The sequence below is a fragment of the Janthinobacterium sp. B9-8 genome, assembly GCF_000969645.2.
GTDB lineage: Bacteria > Pseudomonadota > Gammaproteobacteria > Burkholderiales > Chitinibacteraceae > Iodobacter.
Window position 1 is genome coordinate 3806636 of the sequence record NZ_CP014222.1, and the last position, 21844, is coordinate 3828479.

18 protein-coding genes and 3 tRNA genes are annotated in these 21844 nt (G+C 46.9%); 9 read left to right on the forward strand and 12 right to left on the reverse strand.

Annotation, left to right across the window (positions count from 1 at the left end):
- Positions 1 to 34 precede the first annotated feature (34 nt).
- The 8 genes from udp to VN23_RS17195 all read right to left on the reverse strand — a co-directional run bounded on the left by udp (position 35) and on the right by VN23_RS17195 (position 10389).
- Positions 35 to 796: a uridine phosphorylase gene (udp, locus tag VN23_RS17160; RefSeq protein WP_046353665.1), complete on the reverse strand. Its 762-nt coding sequence runs from the start codon at positions 794 to 796 to the stop codon at positions 35 to 37.
- 174 nt (positions 797 to 970) lie between these two features.
- Positions 971 to 1399 (reverse strand): cytidine deaminase, encoded by a 429-nt coding sequence (locus VN23_RS17165; RefSeq protein WP_046353666.1) that lies wholly within the window; start codon positions 1397 to 1399, stop codon positions 971 to 973.
- 17 nt (positions 1400 to 1416) lie between these two features.
- Positions 1417 to 2631, reverse strand: a complete 1215-nt coding sequence (locus VN23_RS17170; RefSeq protein ID WP_046353667.1) for a phosphopentomutase — start codon at positions 2629 to 2631, stop codon at positions 1417 to 1419.
- A 43-nt stretch (positions 2632 to 2674) separates the two neighbouring features.
- On the reverse strand, positions 2675 to 3982 hold the full coding sequence (deoA, locus tag VN23_RS17175; RefSeq protein ID WP_046353668.1) for a thymidine phosphorylase: 1308 nt from the start codon (positions 3980 to 3982) through the stop codon (positions 2675 to 2677).
- A gap of 184 nt (positions 3983 to 4166) precedes the next feature.
- Entirely contained in the window at positions 4167 to 4943 is a 777-nt protein-coding gene (gene deoC / locus VN23_RS17180; RefSeq protein WP_046353669.1) for a deoxyribose-phosphate aldolase, read from the reverse strand.
- A 197-nt stretch (positions 4944 to 5140) separates the two neighbouring features.
- The gene (locus tag VN23_RS17185) at positions 5141 to 6418 is read right to left on the reverse strand and encodes a NupC/NupG family nucleoside CNT transporter (RefSeq protein ID WP_046353670.1); all 1278 of its coding nucleotides are present in this window, start codon (positions 6416 to 6418) and stop codon (positions 5141 to 5143) included.
- 468 nt (positions 6419 to 6886) lie between these two features.
- A complete protein-coding gene (locus tag VN23_RS17190; RefSeq protein WP_082752825.1) occupies positions 6887 to 7687 on the reverse strand; it encodes an inositol monophosphatase family protein in 801 nt (266 codons plus the stop codon).
- 302 nt (positions 7688 to 7989) lie between these two features.
- The gene (locus VN23_RS17195; RefSeq protein WP_257722033.1) at positions 7990 to 10389 is read right to left on the reverse strand and encodes a phosphoketolase family protein; all 2400 of its coding nucleotides are present in this window, start codon (positions 10387 to 10389) and stop codon (positions 7990 to 7992) included.
- 640 nt (positions 10390 to 11029) lie between these two features.
- Between VN23_RS17195 and VN23_RS17200 the strand changes: the two genes are divergently transcribed.
- The 4 genes from VN23_RS17200 to VN23_RS17215 all read left to right on the forward strand — a co-directional run bounded on the left by VN23_RS17200 (position 11030) and on the right by VN23_RS17215 (position 14329).
- Positions 11030 to 11779 (forward strand): VWA domain-containing protein, encoded by a 750-nt coding sequence (locus VN23_RS17200; RefSeq protein WP_046353672.1) that lies wholly within the window; start codon positions 11030 to 11032, stop codon positions 11777 to 11779.
- A gap of 77 nt (positions 11780 to 11856) precedes the next feature.
- Positions 11857 to 12447 carry a TerD family protein gene (locus VN23_RS17205; protein WP_046353673.1) on the forward strand — a complete coding sequence of 197 codons (591 nt, stop codon included), beginning with the start codon at positions 11857 to 11859 and terminating at the stop codon, positions 12445 to 12447.
- 2 nt (positions 12448 to 12449) lie between these two features.
- Complete coding sequence (locus VN23_RS17210; protein WP_046353674.1) at positions 12450 to 13184, forward strand: hypothetical protein; 735 nt, start codon at positions 12450 to 12452, stop codon at positions 13182 to 13184.
- An 8-nt stretch (positions 13185 to 13192) separates the two neighbouring features.
- Positions 13193 to 14329, forward strand: coding sequence for a toxic anion resistance protein (locus tag VN23_RS17215; protein ID WP_046353675.1), 1137 nt, complete (start codon positions 13193 to 13195; stop codon positions 14327 to 14329).
- Positions 14330 to 14414: 85 nt separating this feature from the next.
- On the opposite strand, the gene VN23_RS17220 is transcribed toward VN23_RS17215, so the two are convergent.
- Positions 14415 to 15821 (reverse strand): sodium:proton antiporter, encoded by a 1407-nt coding sequence (locus VN23_RS17220; protein WP_046353676.1) that lies wholly within the window; start codon positions 15819 to 15821, stop codon positions 14415 to 14417.
- Positions 15818 to 16201 (reverse strand): lactoylglutathione lyase, encoded by a 384-nt coding sequence (gloA, locus tag VN23_RS17225; protein ID WP_046353677.1) that lies wholly within the window; start codon positions 16199 to 16201, stop codon positions 15818 to 15820. The genes VN23_RS17220 and gloA overlap by 4 nt, the downstream gene beginning before the upstream one ends.
- A gap of 252 nt (positions 16202 to 16453) precedes the next feature.
- Here gloA and VN23_RS17230 point away from each other — a divergent pair.
- The 5 genes from VN23_RS17230 (at position 16454) to VN23_RS17255 (ending at position 19737) form a co-directional block, all read left to right on the forward strand.
- A tRNA-Lys gene (locus VN23_RS17230) sits at positions 16454 to 16529 on the forward strand.
- A 24-nt stretch (positions 16530 to 16553) separates the two neighbouring features.
- Positions 16554 to 16629: transfer RNA gene (locus VN23_RS17235), tRNA-Lys, on the forward strand.
- A 426-nt stretch (positions 16630 to 17055) separates the two neighbouring features.
- Positions 17056 to 17131 (forward strand) — tRNA-Lys (locus tag VN23_RS17245).
- Positions 17132 to 17455: 324 nt separating this feature from the next.
- Positions 17456 to 19171 (forward strand): putative bifunctional diguanylate cyclase/phosphodiesterase, encoded by a 1716-nt coding sequence (locus VN23_RS17250; protein ID WP_052746802.1) that lies wholly within the window; start codon positions 17456 to 17458, stop codon positions 19169 to 19171.
- Between the two features lie 95 nt (positions 19172 to 19266).
- Positions 19267 to 19737 carry a DUF3617 domain-containing protein gene (locus VN23_RS17255; protein WP_197432946.1) on the forward strand — a complete coding sequence of 157 codons (471 nt, stop codon included), beginning with the start codon at positions 19267 to 19269 and terminating at the stop codon, positions 19735 to 19737.
- Positions 19738 to 19783: 46 nt separating this feature from the next.
- On the opposite strand, the gene VN23_RS17260 is transcribed toward VN23_RS17255, so the two are convergent.
- Together VN23_RS17260 and VN23_RS17265 are read right to left on the reverse strand one after the other, a co-directional pair.
- Positions 19784 to 20575 (reverse strand): transporter substrate-binding domain-containing protein, encoded by a 792-nt coding sequence (locus VN23_RS17260; protein WP_046353680.1) that lies wholly within the window; start codon positions 20573 to 20575, stop codon positions 19784 to 19786.
- A gap of 250 nt (positions 20576 to 20825) precedes the next feature.
- Positions 20826 to 21617 carry a transporter substrate-binding domain-containing protein gene (locus VN23_RS17265; RefSeq protein ID WP_046353681.1) on the reverse strand — a complete coding sequence of 264 codons (792 nt, stop codon included), beginning with the start codon at positions 21615 to 21617 and terminating at the stop codon, positions 20826 to 20828.
- Between the last annotated feature and the right edge of the window lie 227 nt (positions 21618 to 21844).

Here is a 21844-nt window from a genome sequence, read left to right on the forward strand (position 1 = left end):
CATTTAATGACGGCCTTTTTACTCACTCAAACAATTACAGCAAATTACGCGCAGCTTCAATCACGATATCTACCGCAGTATGCTCAGCAAGCTTCATAGCTTCAGCATCCGGGATTTCTTGCTGGGTGCGGTTCACAATCACGCCAGCTACCATCCCTGCACGCCAGCCTTGAGTCGCACACATGGTCAGCAGAGTGGCCGATTCCATTTCGTAATTCATCACGCCCATCGCCTGCCATTCTTTCATCGAACCTTGCAAGCTGCCCAACACACGGCCGCTACAAGTGTCGTAACGCTCTTGGCCCGGGTAGAAGGTGTCCGATGAAGCGGTTACGCCGATATGCAGTGGTTTACCCGCTTTTTTAGCCGCGTTAACCAGCGCAGTGGTGCAGTCAAAATCGGCCACGGCAGGGAAGCTCATCGGAGCAAAGTGCAAGCTAGCACCATCCAAACGAACCGAACCGGTGGTCACCAGCACATCGCCCACATTGATATGCGATTGAATCGCACCCGTTGTACCCACGCGCAGAAAGGTGTTGATCCCCAGCTGAGCCAGCTCTTCAACCGCAATCGAAGTAGAAGGGCCGCCAATACCGGTAGAGCAAATCACAATCGGCTTGCCATCGAGCTCAGCAAGGTAGGTGGTGAATTCACGATGGCTGGCCAGCAATTTGGCATTACTCATTTTTTCAGCAATACGCTGCACACGAGCAGGATCACCCGGAACAATGGCAAGAGTGGCACCGGCTAAATCGCTTTTAGCGAGGCCTAAATGGAAAACTTCAGATTTAGACATGAGAGTCCTACTTAAATTAATAAAACGAAAAACACCTGTAGACACAGAGCGCGGAAAGAACACAGAGCCCACGGAGAAAAACAAGCTTACTTAGGTTTTCTCTGTGATCTCTGTGTCTACAGAATTGTTCTTAGGCAAGCTAGCCGCCCTGAGGCTTTGCATCAGATTGGATGCTTAAAGCGCTGGTGTATCTTTTGGGTCGAGGTAGAAAGCACCCGGCAGCAGATCGCCTGCGGTGGTGATTTCCATATCTTCTTTCATATTGCCCAAAATCACCGGCAGCGCGGGTGTACCTATTTCTATCATCACCTGACGGCAAGCACCGCAAGGCGCGATCGGGCCGGGAGTATCACCCACTACAGCAATGGCAGAGAAATCACCCGGCTTATAGCCATTGGCAACCGCGCTAAACAGCACGGTACGCTCGGCGCAATTGCACAGGCCATAAGAAGCGTTTTCTACATTGCAGCCATGAAATACACGGCCGTCTTTAGTAATGAGCGCAGCGCCAACTAAAAAGCGCGAATACGGCGCATAAGCCGAAGTACGGGCAATACGGGCTTGATCGAGTAATTCTCTTGCATCGAGTTCTTCACGAGTCATCATCATCTCCAAAAAAATCACTCTAGAAAGGCTTTCCCGACGGGGAAAGAAGAAAGATTGAACCAGTTAGCCAGGCTCTGACCCACGTCTGCGAAAGATTCGCGGATACCAATGCTGCCAGCCGGAACGCACTTACCGTAGACCAACACCGGCACATGCTCACGGGTATGTTCGGTGCCCGGCCAAGTTGGATCGCAGCCGTGATCGGCCGAGATAATCAGAATATCGTCGTCTTTAAGCAGGGCCAGCATTTCTGGCAGGCGCTTATCAAATAATTCCAAGCCACGGGCATAACCCGCTACATCGCGGCGGTGACCAAACTTCTCATCGAAATCAACAAAATTGGTCATCACAATGCTGTTGTCCGGCGCCTCTTCCGTAGCTTTCAGCGTGGCATCCCACAGCGCGGTTAAGCCACTGGCTTTAATGCCCTTAGTAATGCCGCAGTGCGCGTAAATATCAGCGATTTTGCCAATAGAAACCACCGTGCCACCTGCATCGGTCAGCTTTTCCAGCACCGTTTTAGCGGGCGGTGCAACGGCGTAATCATGACGATTGCCGGTACGAGCGTAAGTTGCTGGTGTTTCGCCATCAAATGGACGGGCGATCACGCGGCAAATATTGTAGGGCAGCATTTCTTCATGGGCGATCTGGCACAGCTCGTAGAGCTTTTCCAAACCAAAGCTTTCTTCGTGCGCAGCAATCTGGAATACCGAATCGGCCGAGGTATAAAAAATCGGCTTGCCGGAAGCGCGGTGTTCATCACCCAGCTTGGCAATAATATCGGTGCCAGAAGCGTGGCAGTTACCCAAATAGCCGGGCAGGCCTGCACGTTTTACCAAGGTTTCCAGCAGCTCTGGCGGGAAGGTATCGGTTTTTTTGGTGAAATAGCCCCAGTCAAACAAGACCGGCACACCGGCTAATTCCCAGTGACCCGATGGCGTGTCTTTACCGGACGAAATCTCAAAAGCTGCGCCATAGGCGGCAATCGGCGTAATCGTGGCGGATAGGCCTGCTGGCACTTTGCCACTAGCTAAGCCACAAGCCAGCCCCATTCCCAACGCTTCAAGATGAGGAATTTTCAGCGGGCCGCTGCGCTCGATATCAGCCTCGCCATTGAAACAACGCTCTGCAATATGGCCAAGTGTATTGGAGCCTACATCACCAAACTTATCTGCATCGGGTGCAGCGCCTACACCGAGTGAATCCATAATCAGGAAGATGGCACGCATGGGTGACTCCTTAGGGCGGGTGTTTACCCGCCAAAAAATACTATTAATAAATAATCGGATTGCTGGCAACGGCAACTAAGCCGTAAGTAAACGCAGCCTGTATTTCTTGCACCGCCAGCTCGGCAGCCTGTGCGTTTTGTGCATGCACAATCGCCAATGGCTCGCCTGCCCTCACTTCCTGGCCTAAGCCTGCAATTTGTGTAATACCTACCGCGTAATCAAGTTGCTCACCCGGCTTACGACGACCACCACCTAGGCTGACTACAGCCATCCCTAGCGCACGGGTATCTATAGCAACAATAAAACCATTTTGCGCCGCTGGCACCGCAATTTGTAGCGCAGCCTGTGGCAGATATTGCTCTGGCTTTTCAATAAAATCAGCTGGCCCGCCAAGGCTGGCGATCATACGGCCAAATATTTCAGCTGCACGGCCGCTATTAAGGGCGGCCATTAACTTGCTTTCTGCCTCGGCCACATTCGTCGCCAATTTACCCAGCACCAGCATTTCGCTACACAGCGCCATAGTCACCTGATGCAAGCGCGCAGGGCGATGTTTGCCGCTTAAATAATCCAGCGCACAGCGCACTTCGATGGCATTGCCCGCACATGGGGCGAGTGGCTCGTTCATATCGGTGAGCAGTGCAGCGGTGGGCAGGCCTGCGCCATTGCCGACTTCTACAATACTAGTCGCCAGCTCACGCGAAGCGGCCAGATTAGGCATAAATGCACCACTGCCTACTTTGACATCCATCACCAGCGCATCCAGCCCTGCCGATAATTTTTTCGACAAAATCGAGCCGGTAATCATGGCCACCGATTCCACCGTGGCGGTCACATCGCGAATTGCATAGAGGCGTTTATCCGCTGGGGCTAAATCACCTGTCTGGCCGATGATCGCCACGCCCACTTCACGTACCGTTTTACGAAATAGCTCGGTGCTTGGCTCGGTGTTGTAGCCGGGAATAGCATCAAACTTATCTAAAGTACCGCCGGTATGGCCCAAGCCTCGGCCAGAGATCATCGGTACAAAGCCGCCACAAGCCGCAATCATTGGCCCCAACAGCAGCGAGACTAAATCGCCCACGCCGCCAGTTGAATGTTTATCCAGCACCGGACCAGATAAATCTAAGCTGCGCCAGTCCAAAACCTGACCCGAATCCCGCATCGCCAAAGTCAGCGCCACGCGCTCGTCCAGCTCCATGCCTTTAAAATAAACCGCCATCGCAAGGGCGGCGATCTGTCCTTCAGAAATGCTCTGATCGCTAATCCCGGATACAAAAAAACGAATCTCATCGCCACTTAAAACATCGCCATTGCGCTTTTTACGGATAATTTCTTGGGGCAGAAACATATAAACCTCTTTGAAACGAATCACATTCTGTTGGGCGTGGATCAATTTAAGTTTCGTAGATTGGGTTACGCAATATATCGCTGAGAGAGGTAAACCTCACACGCAGACTGCTAGCCCAACCTACAAATTCACCTTCAATAGACAGAGCGGAGATGAGGCCCGCCCACAAACGAACACAAACCAATCAATACGCCGATTTAGCCGTTGCGCCTGCATCGTGGCCCAGGGTGGTCAGCAAGCTGCCCATCAGGCTGGATGCGCCGAAGCGGAAAGTAGCGGCTTGCGCCCAATCTGGCCCCATGATGCGATCAGCAATGGCTAAGTATTCCAGCGCATCTTGTGCAGTACGCACGCCGCCTGCCGCCTTAAAGCCAACCGCTTTGCCACTGTCTTTAATCGCCTGAATCATGATTTCAGCCGCTTCTTGCGTGGCATTCACCGGCACTTTGCCGGTAGAGGTCTTAATAAAATGCGCGCCTGCAGCAATTGAAATTTCGCTGGCTTTACGAATCAGTGCAGGTGTTTTTAGCTCGCCGCTTTCGATAATCACTTTCAGAATTTTGTTGCCCACTGCAGCGCGGCTTTGCGCCACTACATCAAAGCCAACCTGCTCATCCCCTGCCATCAGCGCGCGCCATGGAAACACCACATCCACTTCATCTGCGCCATTGGCAATGGCGGCAGCTGTTTCAGCAGCAGCCTCAGCAGGTGTTGGCTCACCCTTAGGGAAGTTAGTCACGGTGGCAACTGGAATATTCAAGCCGTGAGCTGCCAGTGCCGCTTTTGCAGTAGGCACAAATTGCGCGTAAACACAGAGCGCAGCAGGATTACCCACAGGGGTTTTAGCCGATGCAGCCAGTGCTTCAATCGAAGCCACGGTGTCAGAATCGTTCAGCGCGGTTAAATCCATTAAATGCAAACCACGCAGGGCTGCGGCACAGAGTTGATTTTGAGTCGTCATGATTTTTCCTTTTACAAAATATTTGAGTGCTTCGCCTCAAAGATGAAGCTTGATCTTGATCTGAGCATGTTGGGTTACGCTTGTTTATTGGCAAATACGGCCAACAAACAAGCTAACCCAACCTACCCAACTAGCCACTAGGCTCTGTTGACTTGTATTTCACAAGGGAACAAATCAACAGAGCCTGCTTTAAAACCTTAAGCCATGCTAATAAACAAACCAGCAATCGTTGCACTCATCAAATTAGACAGCGTTGCAGCAGCCACCACGCGCAAGCCATAACGGCTTACTTCGGAACGGCGCTCTGGCGCTACCGAGCCAAAACCACCGGCCAAAATAGCAATCGACGAGAAATTGGCAAAGCCACACAGCGCAAAAGACAGAATCGCCAGTGTTTTAGCATCCAATACTTGCAAGCCAGCAGCCGTTACCGATGCCGCGTCTTTAAGGTAAGGAGCCAAACCAACAAAGGCCACAAACTCGTTCAAGATCATTTTTTGGCCAAGGAAGTTACCCGCCAGCGCCGCATGTTCCCAAGGCACACCAATTAAGTACGCCAATGGCGAGAACACATAACCCAGAATCAATTCCAGATTGTATTCAGGATGGCCAAACAAACCGCCCACGCCCGCAACCAAGCCATTGACCAGCGCGATCAAGCCAATAAACGCCAGCAACATCGCGCCTACATTCAGTGCAATCTTCAGACCCACCGATGCACCTGCCGCACCCGCTTCGATCAGATTAGCCGGGCGCTCATCGTCAAAAGTCAGGTCTTTAATTTCTACCGTGCTCTCTTCGGTGCTTGGGCAAATGATTTTGGCAAAGAGCAAACCACCCGGAATCGCCATAAATGAAGCGGCAATCAGGTATTCCATACGCACGCCAAGGCCTGCATAACCCGCCAATACCGAGCCAGCAATAGCCGCCATACCGCTAGACATCACCGCAAACAGCTCAGGGCCGCTCATGGTTTTCATAAACGGCTTAACCACGGCAGGCATTTCACTTTGGCCTAAGAAAATAGTCGTTACAGCTGAAAAAGATTCCAGCTTGCTCACGCCCAAGAGCTTTTGGAAGATCGTGCCTAGAATCGTCACAATCCAGCGCATTACACCAAGGTAGTAAAGCACTGAAATAAATGAAGTCATAAAGATAATCATTGGTAACACACGGAATGCAAACACAAATCCGCCATTACCAAACACTTCAAACATCTTTTTATCGACTAAACCGCCGAATAAAAATGAGATCCCATGATTACCATATTCCAACACATGATTCACGGCATTAGCCACATTCAGTAAAATATCTTTACCAAGCGGAATAAATAGCACAATTGCGCCAATTGAAATCTGTGTGAGTAATGCGGCAATAATAACGCGGGGTTTAATTGCTTTTCTGTTCATTGAAAGCGCAAAAGCAATCAATAATAGAACAGCGATACCTATTAGGCTGCGTCCAACTTCAAACATCTTCGTCTCCTGAAATTTCACATACCGCTTTATTTAGCGTGCGCTGCGGCTTGTTTTTTACGGGTTTTCACTCAGCCTGCAATATAGGCTTGGTAATATTTGAAGAAATAAGGTGTTTCACTTATATACCGACCCCCCAAAAAAGAATGAATGTTTAGCAAATCAGCCTATGTAAGCAAAATAGCCATTTTTCAAAAAAAGCGGCACATACTAATGCTTTTCAAGTAAAAAAAGCTAAATTTCTCTGCCAATTATCAGAAAAAATCAATTTTCTTTGTTTTATCTTTTCATATTTTGTAAGCAATAGCATTTACTGTTTTATTTGAGAGAAATCAAAAAAGGCACAACCCACAGGGTATGTGCCTTTTTTTGCCGATTAAATATGCCCACTTTTTTTAAACAAAATCAAGCAAAGCCTGACATTTGAAATAAGGGGAATCTAAATCTGTTTATTTCATTAAAAATAACTCAACGATTATTTTTAACCCATTCCAGCCATGGCTTAAATAAAGAAGGACATCGCGCAGCAACTACCGATCTTTGCCAAATATGATCCTGCCAGTAATTATCATGATGGATACTGGCAATTTGTCCGCCGGATTCCAGTAAAATCAATACCCCTGCCGCGTAATCCCATAATTTTTGCGAGCCATGCAACATTAAATCGGTACGCCCTGCCGCCAGCCAGCACCAATCGATAGTTGACGATCCATAATTGCGCAAGCTGCTAAAGGGGGCCACGCTCACCACCCGTGCTGGCAAGCGCCCGCCTAAATACTTAGGCTCCACTGCTGCCACCGCCTCACACAAAGACTTGGGGATCTCGGTGCGTAGCGGTAAAGATCGCCCATTCATCCACGCGCCGTAGCCTGCGGCAGCCGAAAAGCACTCGTCCAAGGCCGGTACATACACCACACCCAATACAGGCCGCCCTTGGCGAAATAGCGCAATCGACACCGAAAAATGCGGCAAGCCATGCACAAAATTAGTTGTGCCATCAATCGGATCAACAATCCACAGCCCGTCCGCATGATTTTCCCACAACGCTTTTTGCTCGGCGACGCTCATTTCCTCACCCAACACCGGGCAATTTACAATCTTAGGGAGCTCACGCTGCAAAGCCGCTTGCGACGCCATATCGGCCTCGGTAAAGAGGCTGCCATCCTGTTTACGGCTTGACGCCACCTGCTGAAAACGCGGCATGATCTCATCCACCGCCACACGCCTAGCCAAAGCCACCAGATCAGATAAACGCTCAAAATCGCTCACAGCTTTCTCCCTTGTTTACCCCTCATTGTAAGGCCACAAGCCCGCTTTGTTGCATGTGCACATGAAAAAACGCTGGGGAATATATATAGGGAGGCCAAGTTTCACCCCAATCCTATCAACTTAAATAAATCCAGCGGAAAATGACGCTTTTGTAGCTTGAGTTACGCGATATATCGCTGAGCGAGGTAAACCTCGCACGCAGGCTGCTATAACCCAACCTACAAAAAAACCCACCCATAAAAAAACCGCTCCCCCATCAGGAAAGCGGTTTTTGTGGATTTTAATCAGCTAAACAGCGCTAATTAATAAGGCCACTTCCAGTTTTTAACTTCTGGCATATCGTCGCCGTGTTCTGCAATGTATTGGCCGTGTTCTACCAATTTATCCGACAGTTTTTGACGGACATGTGCGCCGATTTTTTGCAAAGATGGCACACGGTCGATCACGTCGATGGCTAAGTTATAGCGATCCAGCTTGTTCACCACCACCATATCAAACGGTGTAGAGGTCGAGCCTTCTTCGATATAACCACGCGCATGGATATTGCTATGGCCATTGCGACGGTAAGTCAGGCGGTGAATCAGCCATGGGTAGCCGTGGAAGGCAAACATCACTGGCTTATCGGTCGTAAACAGCGAATCAAACTCGCGGTCAGACAAGCCGTGTGAGTGCTCTTCTTCTGGCTGCAAAGTCATCAAATCGCAGACGTTTACAAAGCGGATTTTCAGATCAGGGAAGTGCTGGCGCAGCAAATCAGTTGCAGCCAAGGCTTCCATAGTCGGTACTTCACCCGCGCAAGCCATCACGACATCTGGCTCGCCGCCTTGATCATTAGACGCCCAGTCCCAGATCCCCAAACCCTTAGTGCAATGGGTTATGGCTTGATCCATGGTCAGATATTGCAGCGCTGGCTGCTTACCGGCAACCACTACGTTTACATAATGACGGCTGCGTAATACATGATCGGTTACGCTGAGCAGGGTGTTAGCATCTGCTGGGAGGTAAACGCGGATCACTTCAGCACGCTTGTTAATCACATGATCAAGGAAACCCGGATCTTGATGTGAGAAACCGTTGTGATCCTGACGCCATACATGCGATGTGAGCAGGTAATTGAGCGATGGCAACGGTTTACGCCAATTGATCGTGCGAGTTGTTTTCAGCCATTTTGCGTGCTGATTAAACATCGAATCAATCACATGGATAAACGCTTCGTAGCAGCTAAAGAAGCCGTGACGACCAGTCAGGTTGTATGCTTCCAGCCAGCCTTGGCAGGTGTGCTCAGACAAGATTTCCATGACGCGACCATCTTGGGCCAAGTAATCATTGTTTTTATCGGCTTCAAGGTAATCAGCAAACCAAGTTTTGCCTGATACATCGAACACATCGTTCCAGCGGTTGGATGCAGTTTCGTCTGGCCCAAAGATACGGAAGTTCTTTTGCTCTTCGTTCTCTACCATCACATCGCGCAGGAATTTACCCATTACACGAGTGGCTTCGGCGTTCACTGTACCTGGCTTGTCAAAAGTAACCGCATATTTACGGAAATCTGGCATACGCAGATCTTTAGACTCTTGACCATGCACGACTGGATTAGAGCCCATGCGCAACGCGCCTTCCGGTGCTAATTCGGCCAGCTCTGCCTTGAAGGAGCCATCGGTATTGAACAGCTCTTCAGGACGATAGCTCTTCATCCAGTTTTCTAAGTTATGGACGTTTTCTTCATCAATATCAGAGAACGGCACTTGATGGCTACGCCAGTAATCTTCAACTTTCTTACCCTTAATTTCTTTCGGGCCAGTCCAGCCCTTAGGCGTACGCATCACAATCATTGGGTAGCGTGGGCGAACGATAGGCTGGCCCGCATCCATTTCTGCCTGCGCCTTAGCACGAATCGCATCCAGCTCGGCCATACACAGATCCATGGTCGCAGCCATTTTTTGGTGGATCTCGGTAAACGATTCATTCTTTTCATTAAATGTTTCGGTTTTCAGCTCAACAAAGTGCGGCTTATAGCCGTAACCTTCAAATAGCTTGGTAATTTCTTCGTGGCTAATACGGGACAGCAGTGTTGGATTGGCAATCTTGTAGCCATTCAAATGCAAGATAGGCAGTACAAAGCCGTCATTCACTGGGTGCAGGTATTTATTCGAGTGCCAAGATGCTGCCAGCGGGCCAGTTTCAGCTTCACCATCACCCACAACGGCAATCACCGTTTGAGTTGGATTATCAAACGCAGCACCAAAAGCATGTGAAAGCGAATAACCCAACTCGCCGCCTTCGTGCATCGAGCCCGGAGTTTCCGGTGCTACGTGTGAAGGAATACCGCGTGGGAAGGAGAATTGCTTAAACAGGCGTTGCATACCGGCAGTGGTGCGGTCGATATGTGGATAAAATTCTTCGTAGCTGCCTTCCAGATAAGTATTTGCCACCAAACCCGGACCGCCGTGGCCAGGACCAGTGATATAAATCATTGGGCTTTTACGTTGTTTAATAATGCGATTGGCGTGAACATAAATAAAATTCAGACCGGGCGTTGTGCCCCAGTGGCCCAGCAAACGTGGCTTGATATGAGCAAACTTCAGTTGCTCGGTAAGAAGCGGATTATCTAACAAATAAATTTGGCCAACTGAAAGATAGTTAGCCGCACGCCAGTAAGCGTGCATTTTGTCGATTTGTGCAAGAGATAGCTGTTGAGTCACGGAACACCTCGTTGAGAGTTGCTAATCAGTAAATCGTTAAGAATTTCATCTGTTGAAATCCACTGTACATGATTACTATTTAAGGCTGTATGACAAAAATCAAACCTGTTAAAAGTCGAACACAATAAGTTTTTCACCTTAGTACCGACGATCAAAAGTACTGCTTTGTTCCTGATGCTTTCCAAAACAACAAAAAATACCATAGGACAAATATGGTATTTCGTTCATACCCCGCATTTTAAGAAATTAACCCGCATAAATAAGATACATTATATTTTATTAACAAGCATTTTATTTATAATAAATATTGCCTTGTTTTTTAAAAACCTACGCATTTAATAAATTAAATATAATTATATTAATTTCAATTTAAATACTACACAGGCAATAATTTAGCAGGAATAAGTATCTATCTAAGCAGCGCTATGCCTTACTTGCTCTTTGTTTATTGTTCCGGTAACTTGCCAATGTTACGTAAGTCTAAAGTAAAAAAATCCGTAAATCATGCCCACACTTGTAGCCAAGCTATGCTTCAAACTACTCATTTATTTAGCTGTAGCACTAACAAGTGCTGACAAGATGGCGCGCGGCACTCCCCTTACACCCCCATTTTTCTTAAATTAATGTATTGGAGCAATCTATGAGCTTGCCTATGGCAAAAGAGCAGGAAAAAGTTCGTTTGGTTTTACAAAAGCAAAATGTACCGCCAAGCTTTAAAATCAATATGAAACTGTTTGCTGATGTAAGTGGCTCATTTAAAGATGAATTCACCAAGAAATTAGCCAATGACAGCTATATTGTTGATCCGTTTTTTACTGCTGCGCTCGCAATTGCAGGCGTCATTGATCCAGACCGCAATATTCAGATTATTGGCTTTTCTGATCGCGCGCTCGATACGGGCGACTATTCGGTTGATGGAGCCGAAGGGATACGCACTGAATTCTTACAGCGCGCCAAGCCTATTTTATGGGGCTCTACCGATTATGCTAAGGCGTTAGAAGCTTTACTTAAAAGCGAAGCCATGGAGAAATCACTAGGTGGCATGCTCAAAGGCTTATTTGGCTTTGGCAAGAAAAAAACCGTAGAGAAAAAAGAAGCATTTTTAGTTTTATTTGTTTCCGATGGCGAAGATATGGGTTCGGCTCAGAATTTTATTTCTCAATTAAAAGAGCTGGCTGAGATTGGTACTTTTGTCGCATTAATTGGTGCAAACTCAGATAAAAATGTAAAGTTTAATTTGATGCAAAAAGCTGCTAAAGAAGTAGAAGGCTGCACATTTCATCGCTTAACTGAATTAGCCAGCCTTTCAACAGACCAACTTTATGACCGTATTTTTGATACTGAATTTAAGCGCTGGTTTGAGCAATTACCCGCTGAATATAAAGTGTAATAATGGCTGAATTAAGCGGCAGCCAAGTCTACCGTTTTAAGATTTGATTCAACATTAAACCTATGTAAGGATAAAAAATGCTCCCCATGACTAAAGGCGGCAGCTTGCCGCTCACAAAAAACAGTGAACCATTACAAGAAGTCCGCCTTGAGCTGTCTTGGTCTCCTCCCAAAAACAGCAGCAAAGGCAGCTATGATCTGGACGCCAGCGCCTTCCCCCTCAATAGCAACGGTGGTGGCCCAATGGGAACCATCACCGAAGTAAGCCATATCTGCTATTGGGGCCAGCAAAAAACGCCGTCTATGGAGCACCTAGCTGGAGATGATCGTACGGGTGACGGCGATGAGCCTGATGAAATCATCTTGGTCCGCTTTAATGCCCTGCCAAGTCAGTGCGATTTAATCGCCATTGTTGGCACCATCGATAAAGCAATCGAGCGTGGACAAAGCTTTGCCGAAGTTGCCGATGCAACGATGCAAATCTTTAATAATAAAACCAATGAGCTATTAGCCTCAGCTAAGCTTGCAGCGCTAGACGCTGGCTCTACGGGCTGCTTATTTGCAAGTATCCGCAAGAAAAATCAGATTTGGACAGTAGAAAACGTAAGCCAAGGCTATCCGGGCAAAGAATTGCCTGATTTCTTCCAGCTATTTGGCTATCAAGGCTAATTATGTCTGGGTATCGCGATTTATTTGGCGCTCCTTCAGCCCCAATGCGCGACCTGTTTGGGGAGCAGCAGGTTGCTCCCCCGGCAGCCCCCGTTGCCGAAGCATTGACCGATCTATTTGCCGGACAAACAAGCGCCACTGTGCCTGCTAAGGCAGATTTAAACCCAGCACCCGCTGCACCAACAACAATTGCCAGCACTGAAGGCGTTAATCTGCGTTATGCAGAATTAACTCAAGCCAGCGAGCAGTTAATGCACCGCGTAATCGACCTCACCCAATCCGTTAAAAGCCGTGAAAATCTATTAAATACGATATTTACTGAAGCCAAACGCCAAGCAGATGATTTACAAGCCACAATCAATCCCAAACGCAGCATATTGTTTAGAAAAACAACGATAGATAAGGCGCAAGCACATGCCTTAATCGATCAGTTGCAGTTATTTATGCGGCAAGAATTAAAACCAGATCTATTTTTACAAAATGATATCGACGAATTACTGCGCCAAACCGATTATCTAGATCGTCTGGCCCATGTTTTAAAAACGGATGCGCTGCTCGTACTGGCTCCGCAAGATCAGCTACTTAATCGCATCCTGACGCAAGCACAAATTCTGGCCCTGCAAGCCGCATCCACACGGCAGCTCACAGCCCAACTGGGCGAGCAACTCCATGATATTGAAAACTGGCGCACCCACTTTCTATCTCTATTAGTCGTCAATATTCAGCAAAAACTCTGAGGATCACCATGTCGCAATATAAGGACTTATTTGGCAGCCCAACACCGGGCCCAAGCCCTCAAACTAGCGAAGTAAACCAAACCGTAAACACAGTGTTAAATGTTATTCAGCCATCAGAAGTGGCAGCCCCTGCAGCTGTAGATCCCGCAGCGACCTCAGCCCCAGTTGCTGATCCCGCCTTAGTGGCACAAATTCGCCAACTAGGCAGCGAGCAGCTCGAGGAAATCGGCAACAGGCAAACTCAGCAATTGGTTAATTTATCCGATCAGCTGTTAGCTAAAACACGGGCCAGTGATACCGGCGATTTTGGCCGCGGCATGAATGATGTGCTTAAGCTAATGACTACCGTGCACTACGATCAGCTCGGCGAGCCCAGCGGCTTAAACGGGCTGGTTAATCGCCTGAAACGCACTTTAAAAGTGGCAAAAGTGGATGTTGTACAGGCGTTTGATAGCGCAAAAGGGCAAATCGACAAAATTTGCAACGATATGCGCAATCGCCTACGCGTCATGGAAACCGATAACCAATGGCTAAGCAACGCTTACGAAGCCAATCTAGCCGATATGCGCGCGCTAGAGCAAATCCTGCCCGCCATCGGCGTTGTACTTGCCGAAGAGCAGCAAAAGCTGGCAGCACTTGATCCTAACGACCCGATGCAAATTGCCGGGCAACGGCAACGGGTAGATCGCTTAACACGCAGGGCAGAAACAATCGAGCTACAAATCCATCAGGCCAAATTACGCGCATTTCAAATCAAGGGCTTAGAAGACGCAAATCGCGGGATTACTGATGATTTTCGCTCTTTGCTGGAAAACGCGATTCCTGCTTGGGGAACGGATATCAGTATGGGTTTGCTCAGCCTGCGACAAAAAGCCAATTTAGAAATTAGTAACCGCGTTAAAGATCAGATTCAATCTTCAATGAAGCGGGCAGCAGATCAAATTCACGACAATGTAATTGGCGCTGAAACGGCACTACAAAGACAGGCTGTAGATGTAAATACGCTGCAACATGTGCAGGATAAAACCATTAATATGATCAGGCAAAAACTGCAATTGGCCGAGCAACGCAGCCAGCAGCGAGCCAAAACAACCCAAGAACTTATGCGGATGGATGCTGAATTAAAACAAACTTTGAAAATCTGATTCAAAGCACATTTAACCCGATGTTCACTACTTTAGTTTTGTATGAGTAAAAAGCCCCGCTGTTTTTGCAGCGGGGCTTTTTATTTTAAAACGAATGACTAAAGAAAATTAAAGTCATTACTACAAATAGCGGCAAAAGAATCGCGCAAGACCAAGCCATATAACCAAAGAAGCTTGGCATCTTAATACCACGATCTTCAGCAACCGCCTTCACCATAAAATTAGGTGCATTACCGATATAGCTTAATGCGCCCATAAACACCGAGCCTGCCGAAATAGCCAGCAAGGTAGAAGCCATAGGGCCCATCATTTGCACGGCATCGCCATGAGCCAGATTAAAGAACACCAGATAAGTTGGCGCATTATCCAGGAAGGCAGAGAGTAAACCTGTCATCCAGAAATACATATAATCAATCGGCCCGCCGCTGGCATTGCTTACGGTATTGACCAGAGGCGCTAAATGCCCTGCCTCACCCGCCCGCAAGATAGCGATCGCTGGGGCCATGACAATAAAAATACCGGCAAATAATTTAGCCACTTCTAGAATAGGGCCCCAGTTAAAGTCATTCCCAGCCCGAACTGGCTTGGGTGTGAACTTTAAAGAAAGCAGTGCTAAAGCCAGCAAAATTAAATCGCGCATTAAATCCTGAATCGCGAGCTCAGTACCCGCAATATTCCAGCTAATTCCTGGCTTCCACACCCCCGACATCACCACCGAAGCTACTACCGCAACAATCAAAAAGAAATTGAATTTGCCATGAATTTTAATCGGCTTATCTTTAGTTTTATCAATTTCTAGCACGCCTTCTTTTTTGAAGTAATAGCTATCAATAAAATAAAACACCGTCAGCAATACAGCAGCGGCAAAAGCCACTAAAGGCAGCATATGGCTAAAGGTCCAGAAAAAATCCACGCCCTTTAAAAAGCCCAGAAACAAAGGAGGATCACCTAGAGGGGTTAAACCACCACCAATATTCGCCACCAGAAAAATAAAGAACACCACCACGTGCACATTATGTTTGCGGTTGTCATTGGCTTTAATCAGCGGGCGAATCAAGAGCATTGCCGCACCCGTCGTTCCCATAATCGATGCCAATACCGTACCTAAAGCTAAAAGAGCAGTATTAAGCTTGGGAGAACCGTGCAAGTTTCCCCACACTAAAATCCCACCCGAAATGGTGTAGAGGGCAAATAAAATCAAGATAAAGGGAATATATTCAGCAATCATCGCATGCGCAATCACGCCCAGCGATGTAGGTAAGCCAAACACCATGGTAAACGGCAGTAAAAGACATGCCACCCAGAAAGCGGTGACCTTGCCAAAATGGCTGTGCCAAAAATGCGGTGCAAACAGCGGAAACAGCGCAATCGAGAGCAAAATACCCACAAAAGGTAACGCCCAAAGCAAGCTTAAACTGGCACCATCAAAATCTGCCGCCAGCGCAACGCCAGGCAGCAGACTTAAAGCAAGAAGTAAGTTTTTTTTCATCATGACTTTTGGATAAATTCGATTTTGTAACCATCCGGATCCTCAACAAAAGCAATAATCGTAGTGCCATGCTTCATTGGACCCGGCTCGCGAACCACCTTACCGCCTTTTTGGCGTACCTCGTTACAACAGGCAAAAATATCGTCTATTTCAATGGCGATATGCCCATACGCATTGCCAAGATCATATTGTGCGGTATCCCAATTATGAGTGAGCTCCAGCACCGTACCGTTGGCTTCATCTTCATAACCTAAAAATGCCAAAGTAAAGCGCCCCTCAGGAAAATCCTTGCTGCGCAATAAACGCATGCCTAGCACTTCGGTATAAAACTGAATAGATAGTTCCAAATTGCCCACACGGAGCATGGTATGCAACAAGCGCATGACGATTGTCCAATTCAAGAAAACTCGAGTTTACCGTGTTTCTATTGCCTATTAAGGCCACGGCATAAATTCACGTTTTTTTTCCAGCGCTACTTTAAGCAAAGCTAATCAATCTAGCTATTTACTCCACAAAAAAAATCATACTAATCAGTAAGTAAGCTATTAACCCATAAGTTTAAAGCTAATTTATACGGCCTAAAGGTTGACACAAAATCTCAATACATTACAATGCGTCCTCTCTGAAGTGCGAGCGGGTCGTTAGCTCAGTTGGTAGAGCAGTGGACTTTTAATCCATTTGTCGCAGGTTCGAATCCCGCACGACCCACCACTCACACACAGATAAAGTATTTTAGGGCTGTTAGCTCAGCTGGTAGAGCAGCGGACTCTTAATCCGTAGGTCGACAGTTCGAATCTGTCACAGCCCACCAAAAAATTAGCCCAATCAGAAACGATTGGGTTTTTTATTGCCTGCCGTTTTACCCCCATTCATTGATCACAGTTGAGCCCGCCTTAAGCTGCACAGCCGCACTTATCAATGAATTAAGCGCTGCCTGCACCTCACTAGCCTCGGCACTTCCGCTGACACACTTCAAACACCAGCTATAAACCAGTCCACCTATAGAAAATGACCTAAACTTGGGGGCGGGACGAAATATTGCATTCAATATCCCTGCAAAGTTTACGAAGGACAAAAGTAATCCGTGCAAGGATGCTGACGCTCTGCCGCAGCTGCCACACATCACCCCGGAGCAAGGGTAAGCAACAGCAAGCCTTTTATGCTCACCAAGGTATTTATTTTTCAAAATCATTTGACAAACTCAATATATCAGCTATAATCCGCATCTCTTTAGAGCGGGTCGTTAGCTCAGTTGGTAGAGCAGCGGACTTTTAATCCGTTTGTCGCAGGTTCGAATCCCGCACGACCCACCAAGTATAAGTATGCAAAAAGCCCAATCTTCGGATTGGGCTTTTTGTTTTTCAGCAAGCCATCTGCATCCCTGCCACATTCCCCTCCCAATCACTTTATTATTTCTCTTTTATTCACTGTAGTTTTTTACAAATTCAGCGGGTTTAAGTTAGTATTTAATGTAATCCAAAGGCTACATTTTAATCTTATTAAACCAATAAGTGCTTATGCAAAACTTCGCCAGCTGCGTCGACGTGCCTTGCTGTAAAACTTTTGTATATGCACTAGATATTGATTTTTAAGTATCAAGCCTAAGCTCATCGCATCAGTAGCATAAGGATATTTGAATGCTTGGCCTGCTAGGAACCCTTAGTACCATTTTATTGGTATTCCTGGTGGTGGCGATTATTTTAATTCGCCGCTTGCTAAGGGATAGTCAGCGCTATCAGGCACTACTCGACAGTATTCCTGATTTAGCTTGGGTTAAAGACAAACAAAGCCGCTTTGTGATTGTTAATCAGGCCTTTCGCAATATATGGGGTATTGCAGACCCAAAATGGCTAATAGGCAAGGATGATTACGTCCTTTCCCCGCCTAATTTAGCAGCCAGTTATCAGGTAGATGATCAACGTGTCATGAACAGCGCAACAACAATGCGCTCTGAGAATAATTTCAAGCACATTCAGGACGGCACTCGCTGGATGGAACTAATCAAAGTTCCCGTGTATTTGCGCGGCAACGTTATTGGCACAGCGGGTATTGCCCGTGATATCAGCGAACGAAAAACCGCCGAAGAACAACTGTCTTGGCTTGCCCACCACGATCCGCTTACCCAGCTAGGAAATCGCACCTTTTTAGCCCAGCAACTCAAACAAAAAATTGAAGCTGCCGAGCCATTTTGTGTTTGGCTGATAGATTTAGACCACTTTAAGCGCATTAATGATGCCCTAGGGCACCGGGCAGGCGATCAGGCACTCACACAAGTAGCTAGTAATCTAAGCAGCTTAGGCTCAGAGGTATTTCGCTTAGGCGGTGATGAGTTTGTATTGCTTGATACGCTCAATCACGCTCACGCCATTAATCAGGCCTTAATGGGGCTTTTAAATATCCCTATCATGATTGAGGGCTTGAAATTTGAGCAGACATTTACTGCAGGACAAGTGGATTTTCCCAACGATGGCACTTCGGCAGAGCAATTATTAAAACACGCCGATGTGGCACTCTATGAAGGCAAAGCATTAGGGCGTGGACATATACGCCGCTTTGAAGCTCATATGGCTACGCAAGCCGTCAGGCAATTAGAATTAGAGCGGGATTTACGCAGCGCATTAATCAATCAGCAATTCAGGCTTGCCTATCAGCCACAAATCGCTCTCGCTACTCAAAAACTAATCGGCTTTGAGGCCCTATTGCGCTGGCATCACCCAGAACGAGGAGAAATTCGCCCCTGCGACTTTATTCCCTTTGCAGAACAAACCGGCATTATCTGTGCAATTGGTGAATGGGCTTTAGATCAAGCGATTGCCGAGCTTAGCCATTGGCATCAATCAGGCCTGCCCTTAGTTCCGGTATCGGTGAATGTCTCTGCACTACAATTAGAAATCCCCAGTTTTGCCCATTCCGTGATTGAGCGATTAAACCTTTTGCCAGACCATTTACGCAGCAATATTGCGCTAGAGCTAACAGAATCAACCCTTATGCAAAATCAGGCATTAGAAAGTATTCAAGCCTTAAGCACAGCAGGCATTCCTTTATATATGGATGATTTTGGAACGGGTTATTCTAATTTATCGATCATCTCTCAATTAGGCCTGTCTAAATTAAAATTTGATCGCAGTTTAATTCAAAACGTACCCAATAATAATGCACATCAGAAGGTATGCAGTGCCCTGCTCGATTTAGCCGGAGCTTTAGAATTAGAAGTCATTGCTGAAGGAGTAGAAACGCCAGAAGAAGCACAATGGTTACTTGAGCAAGGCGTTTTATATGCACAGGGTTATTGGTTCTGCCATCCGCTTGAAAGCGCACAAGTACTTCACTACCTGAAAGAGCACCAGCCCTAATCGCCGAATAAGCTTTTAAGCGCTCCCTATTTAACTCTTTTTTAAAAGCAATGCTTGCGCCAGTCTATAACGGCTTATCCCTTGATTGGAGCATCATGATGCGCACCCTCTATTTTGCTCTTTTACTTAGCTCCACAAGCCTTGCTGCTGAACTTATGCCCCAGATAGGCCAATGGGAAATCACCAGCGAAATGCCTCCCGAGCAAAAAGCAGCGATGAGCAAAATGACGCCGGAAATGCTCAAGCAAATGCAGCAAGGCAATATGCGCTTCGATACCAAAGCAGGAACAATGATTATGTCGACTTGCTTATCCAAAGATAAGCTGGGCACTTGGCAGCAGATGGGGCAAAAACCACCGCAGCATTGTGATGCCCCCAAAATAAACTATAGCGGCAATACCGTAACCATGGATATGCAATGCCGCCAGCCACAAGCATCAACGATGCATAGCGTGATTCAATTTAGCGCAGCAAGAGACAGCTATCAATACCAGCACCAGATTCAGGCACAAGGAAAAACAATGGTCTTAAAAGGAAGCGCAAAGCGGCTGGGGAATTGCAAATAAGGCGGCAAAAAACAGGGGGGGCAATTTGCCTGCCCTGTTTTTACAATTAGCTCTGAATACGGAATGTACGCAGGAAAGGCGTATTGGTTTGCGGCCCAAACCAGCGATTAAAGATCAGCTCTGCTTCACCGCTTTTTTCAGTTTCTAGCAGTGTTTCATTAATCAGATTAAGCAGGCGCTTTTCATTGAGCTTCACGGCTACAGAAAGAATTTCGGTTGCATTGGCAAAGCTGGACAATTCATACTGTGCTTTTGTTGTCATGGTATTTAAAGCACCCGCCAAGGTAGGCTCATCATCCATCACCGCATCCACGCCACCTTGCTCTAACGATCTGACCGCATCAGATATATCAGCAAAGGCCGTGATATTTGCCTTAGGGTAAAGCTTTCTGGACAGGTCTTCACCTGTCGTGCCACGTGATACGGCAATCCGCGATTTAGCCAGCGATTCTGCAGTAGGATACTTCCCTTTTTTGCTCAATGCTTTTTGCGAAGCAACGAAATATCCAATACTGCAGGCCACTTCACGTTCACGCTCCGGCGTTTTAGTAAAAGCCGCCACAATCACATCAACCTTGCCTGTTTTTACGCTGGGAATTCGCTCTGCCGGATCGACATCCTGTACAACCAGCTTCACTCCCAGTTTTTTAGCAATAGCCGCTGCAAAATCAACGTCATAACCTGAAACAGTACGGTTTTTATTTCTTTGCCCAAACGGAGGTACATCTGCGGAAACACCGACAATCACCGTGCCTCGCGCTTTAATCGTATCTAGCAAATCAGCATGCGCCACCATGCTGCAAACACTAAGTAAACCAGCCAAAAGTAATCGTTGCATAACAAGCTCCGGGCAATCGCACAAAAACCTGCACTTCATTGCCGTATCAGATTAGAGATAGCTAATCTTAAAGCGCTTTCGCCACGACCGTCATACTGCGGTAATCGCCAACTGTATAATTTATCCAGCTGTGCCTGCGCTCAGAAACGCCGCAATATATAGTTTCACTTACTGGCTGGCTTAGTTACTTACAATAGAGCAACGAAAACACTCAGTATAAAAAATTATATTTATACTGAGTGTTGTTAAATCAACCGCGAATCTTGAATGTACGTGGGAATGGTGTTGCAGTTTGCGGGCCAAACCATTGATTAAAGATGCGCTCGGCTTCACCGCTGTTTTCCATCTCAACCAGCGTTTCATTAATCAGGCTCATCAAGCGCTTTTCACCCAGCTTAGTGGCAATTGCAAAAATCTCAGTTGAGTTTGCATAGCTAGATAATTCAAATTGAGTTTTATTTGACATCTTGCTTAAAGAACGCGCCAGAGAAGGCTCGTCATCCACCACAGCATCAATCTTTCCATCTTCCAGGAAACGCACTGCTTCAGGGATATCATCAAAAGCAATCACAGTGGCCTTAGGGTATTGCTTACGCACCAGATCTGATCCGGTAGTACCGCGTGCCACACCAACATTAGCTTTGGCTAAAGATTCTGGCGTAGGAAACTTACCCTTTTTTGACAGTACTTTTTGGGCGGCAACAAAATAGCCAATGCTGCAGCTCACTTCACGCTCACGCTCTGCTGTTTTAGTGAAGGTTGCAACCAGCACATCCACTTTGCTGGATTTCACGGCAGAAATACGCTCGCTAGGATCTAGATCCTGAACCACGAGCTTCACGCCTAGCTTTTTGGCAATCGCACCAGCGAAATCAACATCGTAACCAGAAACTGTTTGATTTTTATTTCTTTGGCCAAAAGGAGGGATATCAGCGCGCACGCCAACAACCAAAGCACCGCGCGCTTTAATCACATCCAGTAAATCGGCATGTGCCATCAGGCTACTACAAGCAAACAATGTGGCAAGTAAGAATTTATTCATTATATGAATCCTAATTTTGGGCAGTGTCAGACACAAAGCAGCAAATGCTTTGTACTAGTACATCAGTGTTTGCTTATTCTATGTGTTTGGAATATTTCCACAATTGGGGATAAGTCGCAAGTGTAGATACTTATACCCACTAAAGCCTTACTCACTACCCTGCTTAAAACTCATATAAGCAGCTATTCTCCTGCACCAGGATGCTTTTTATTTCAGGCACTCAATAT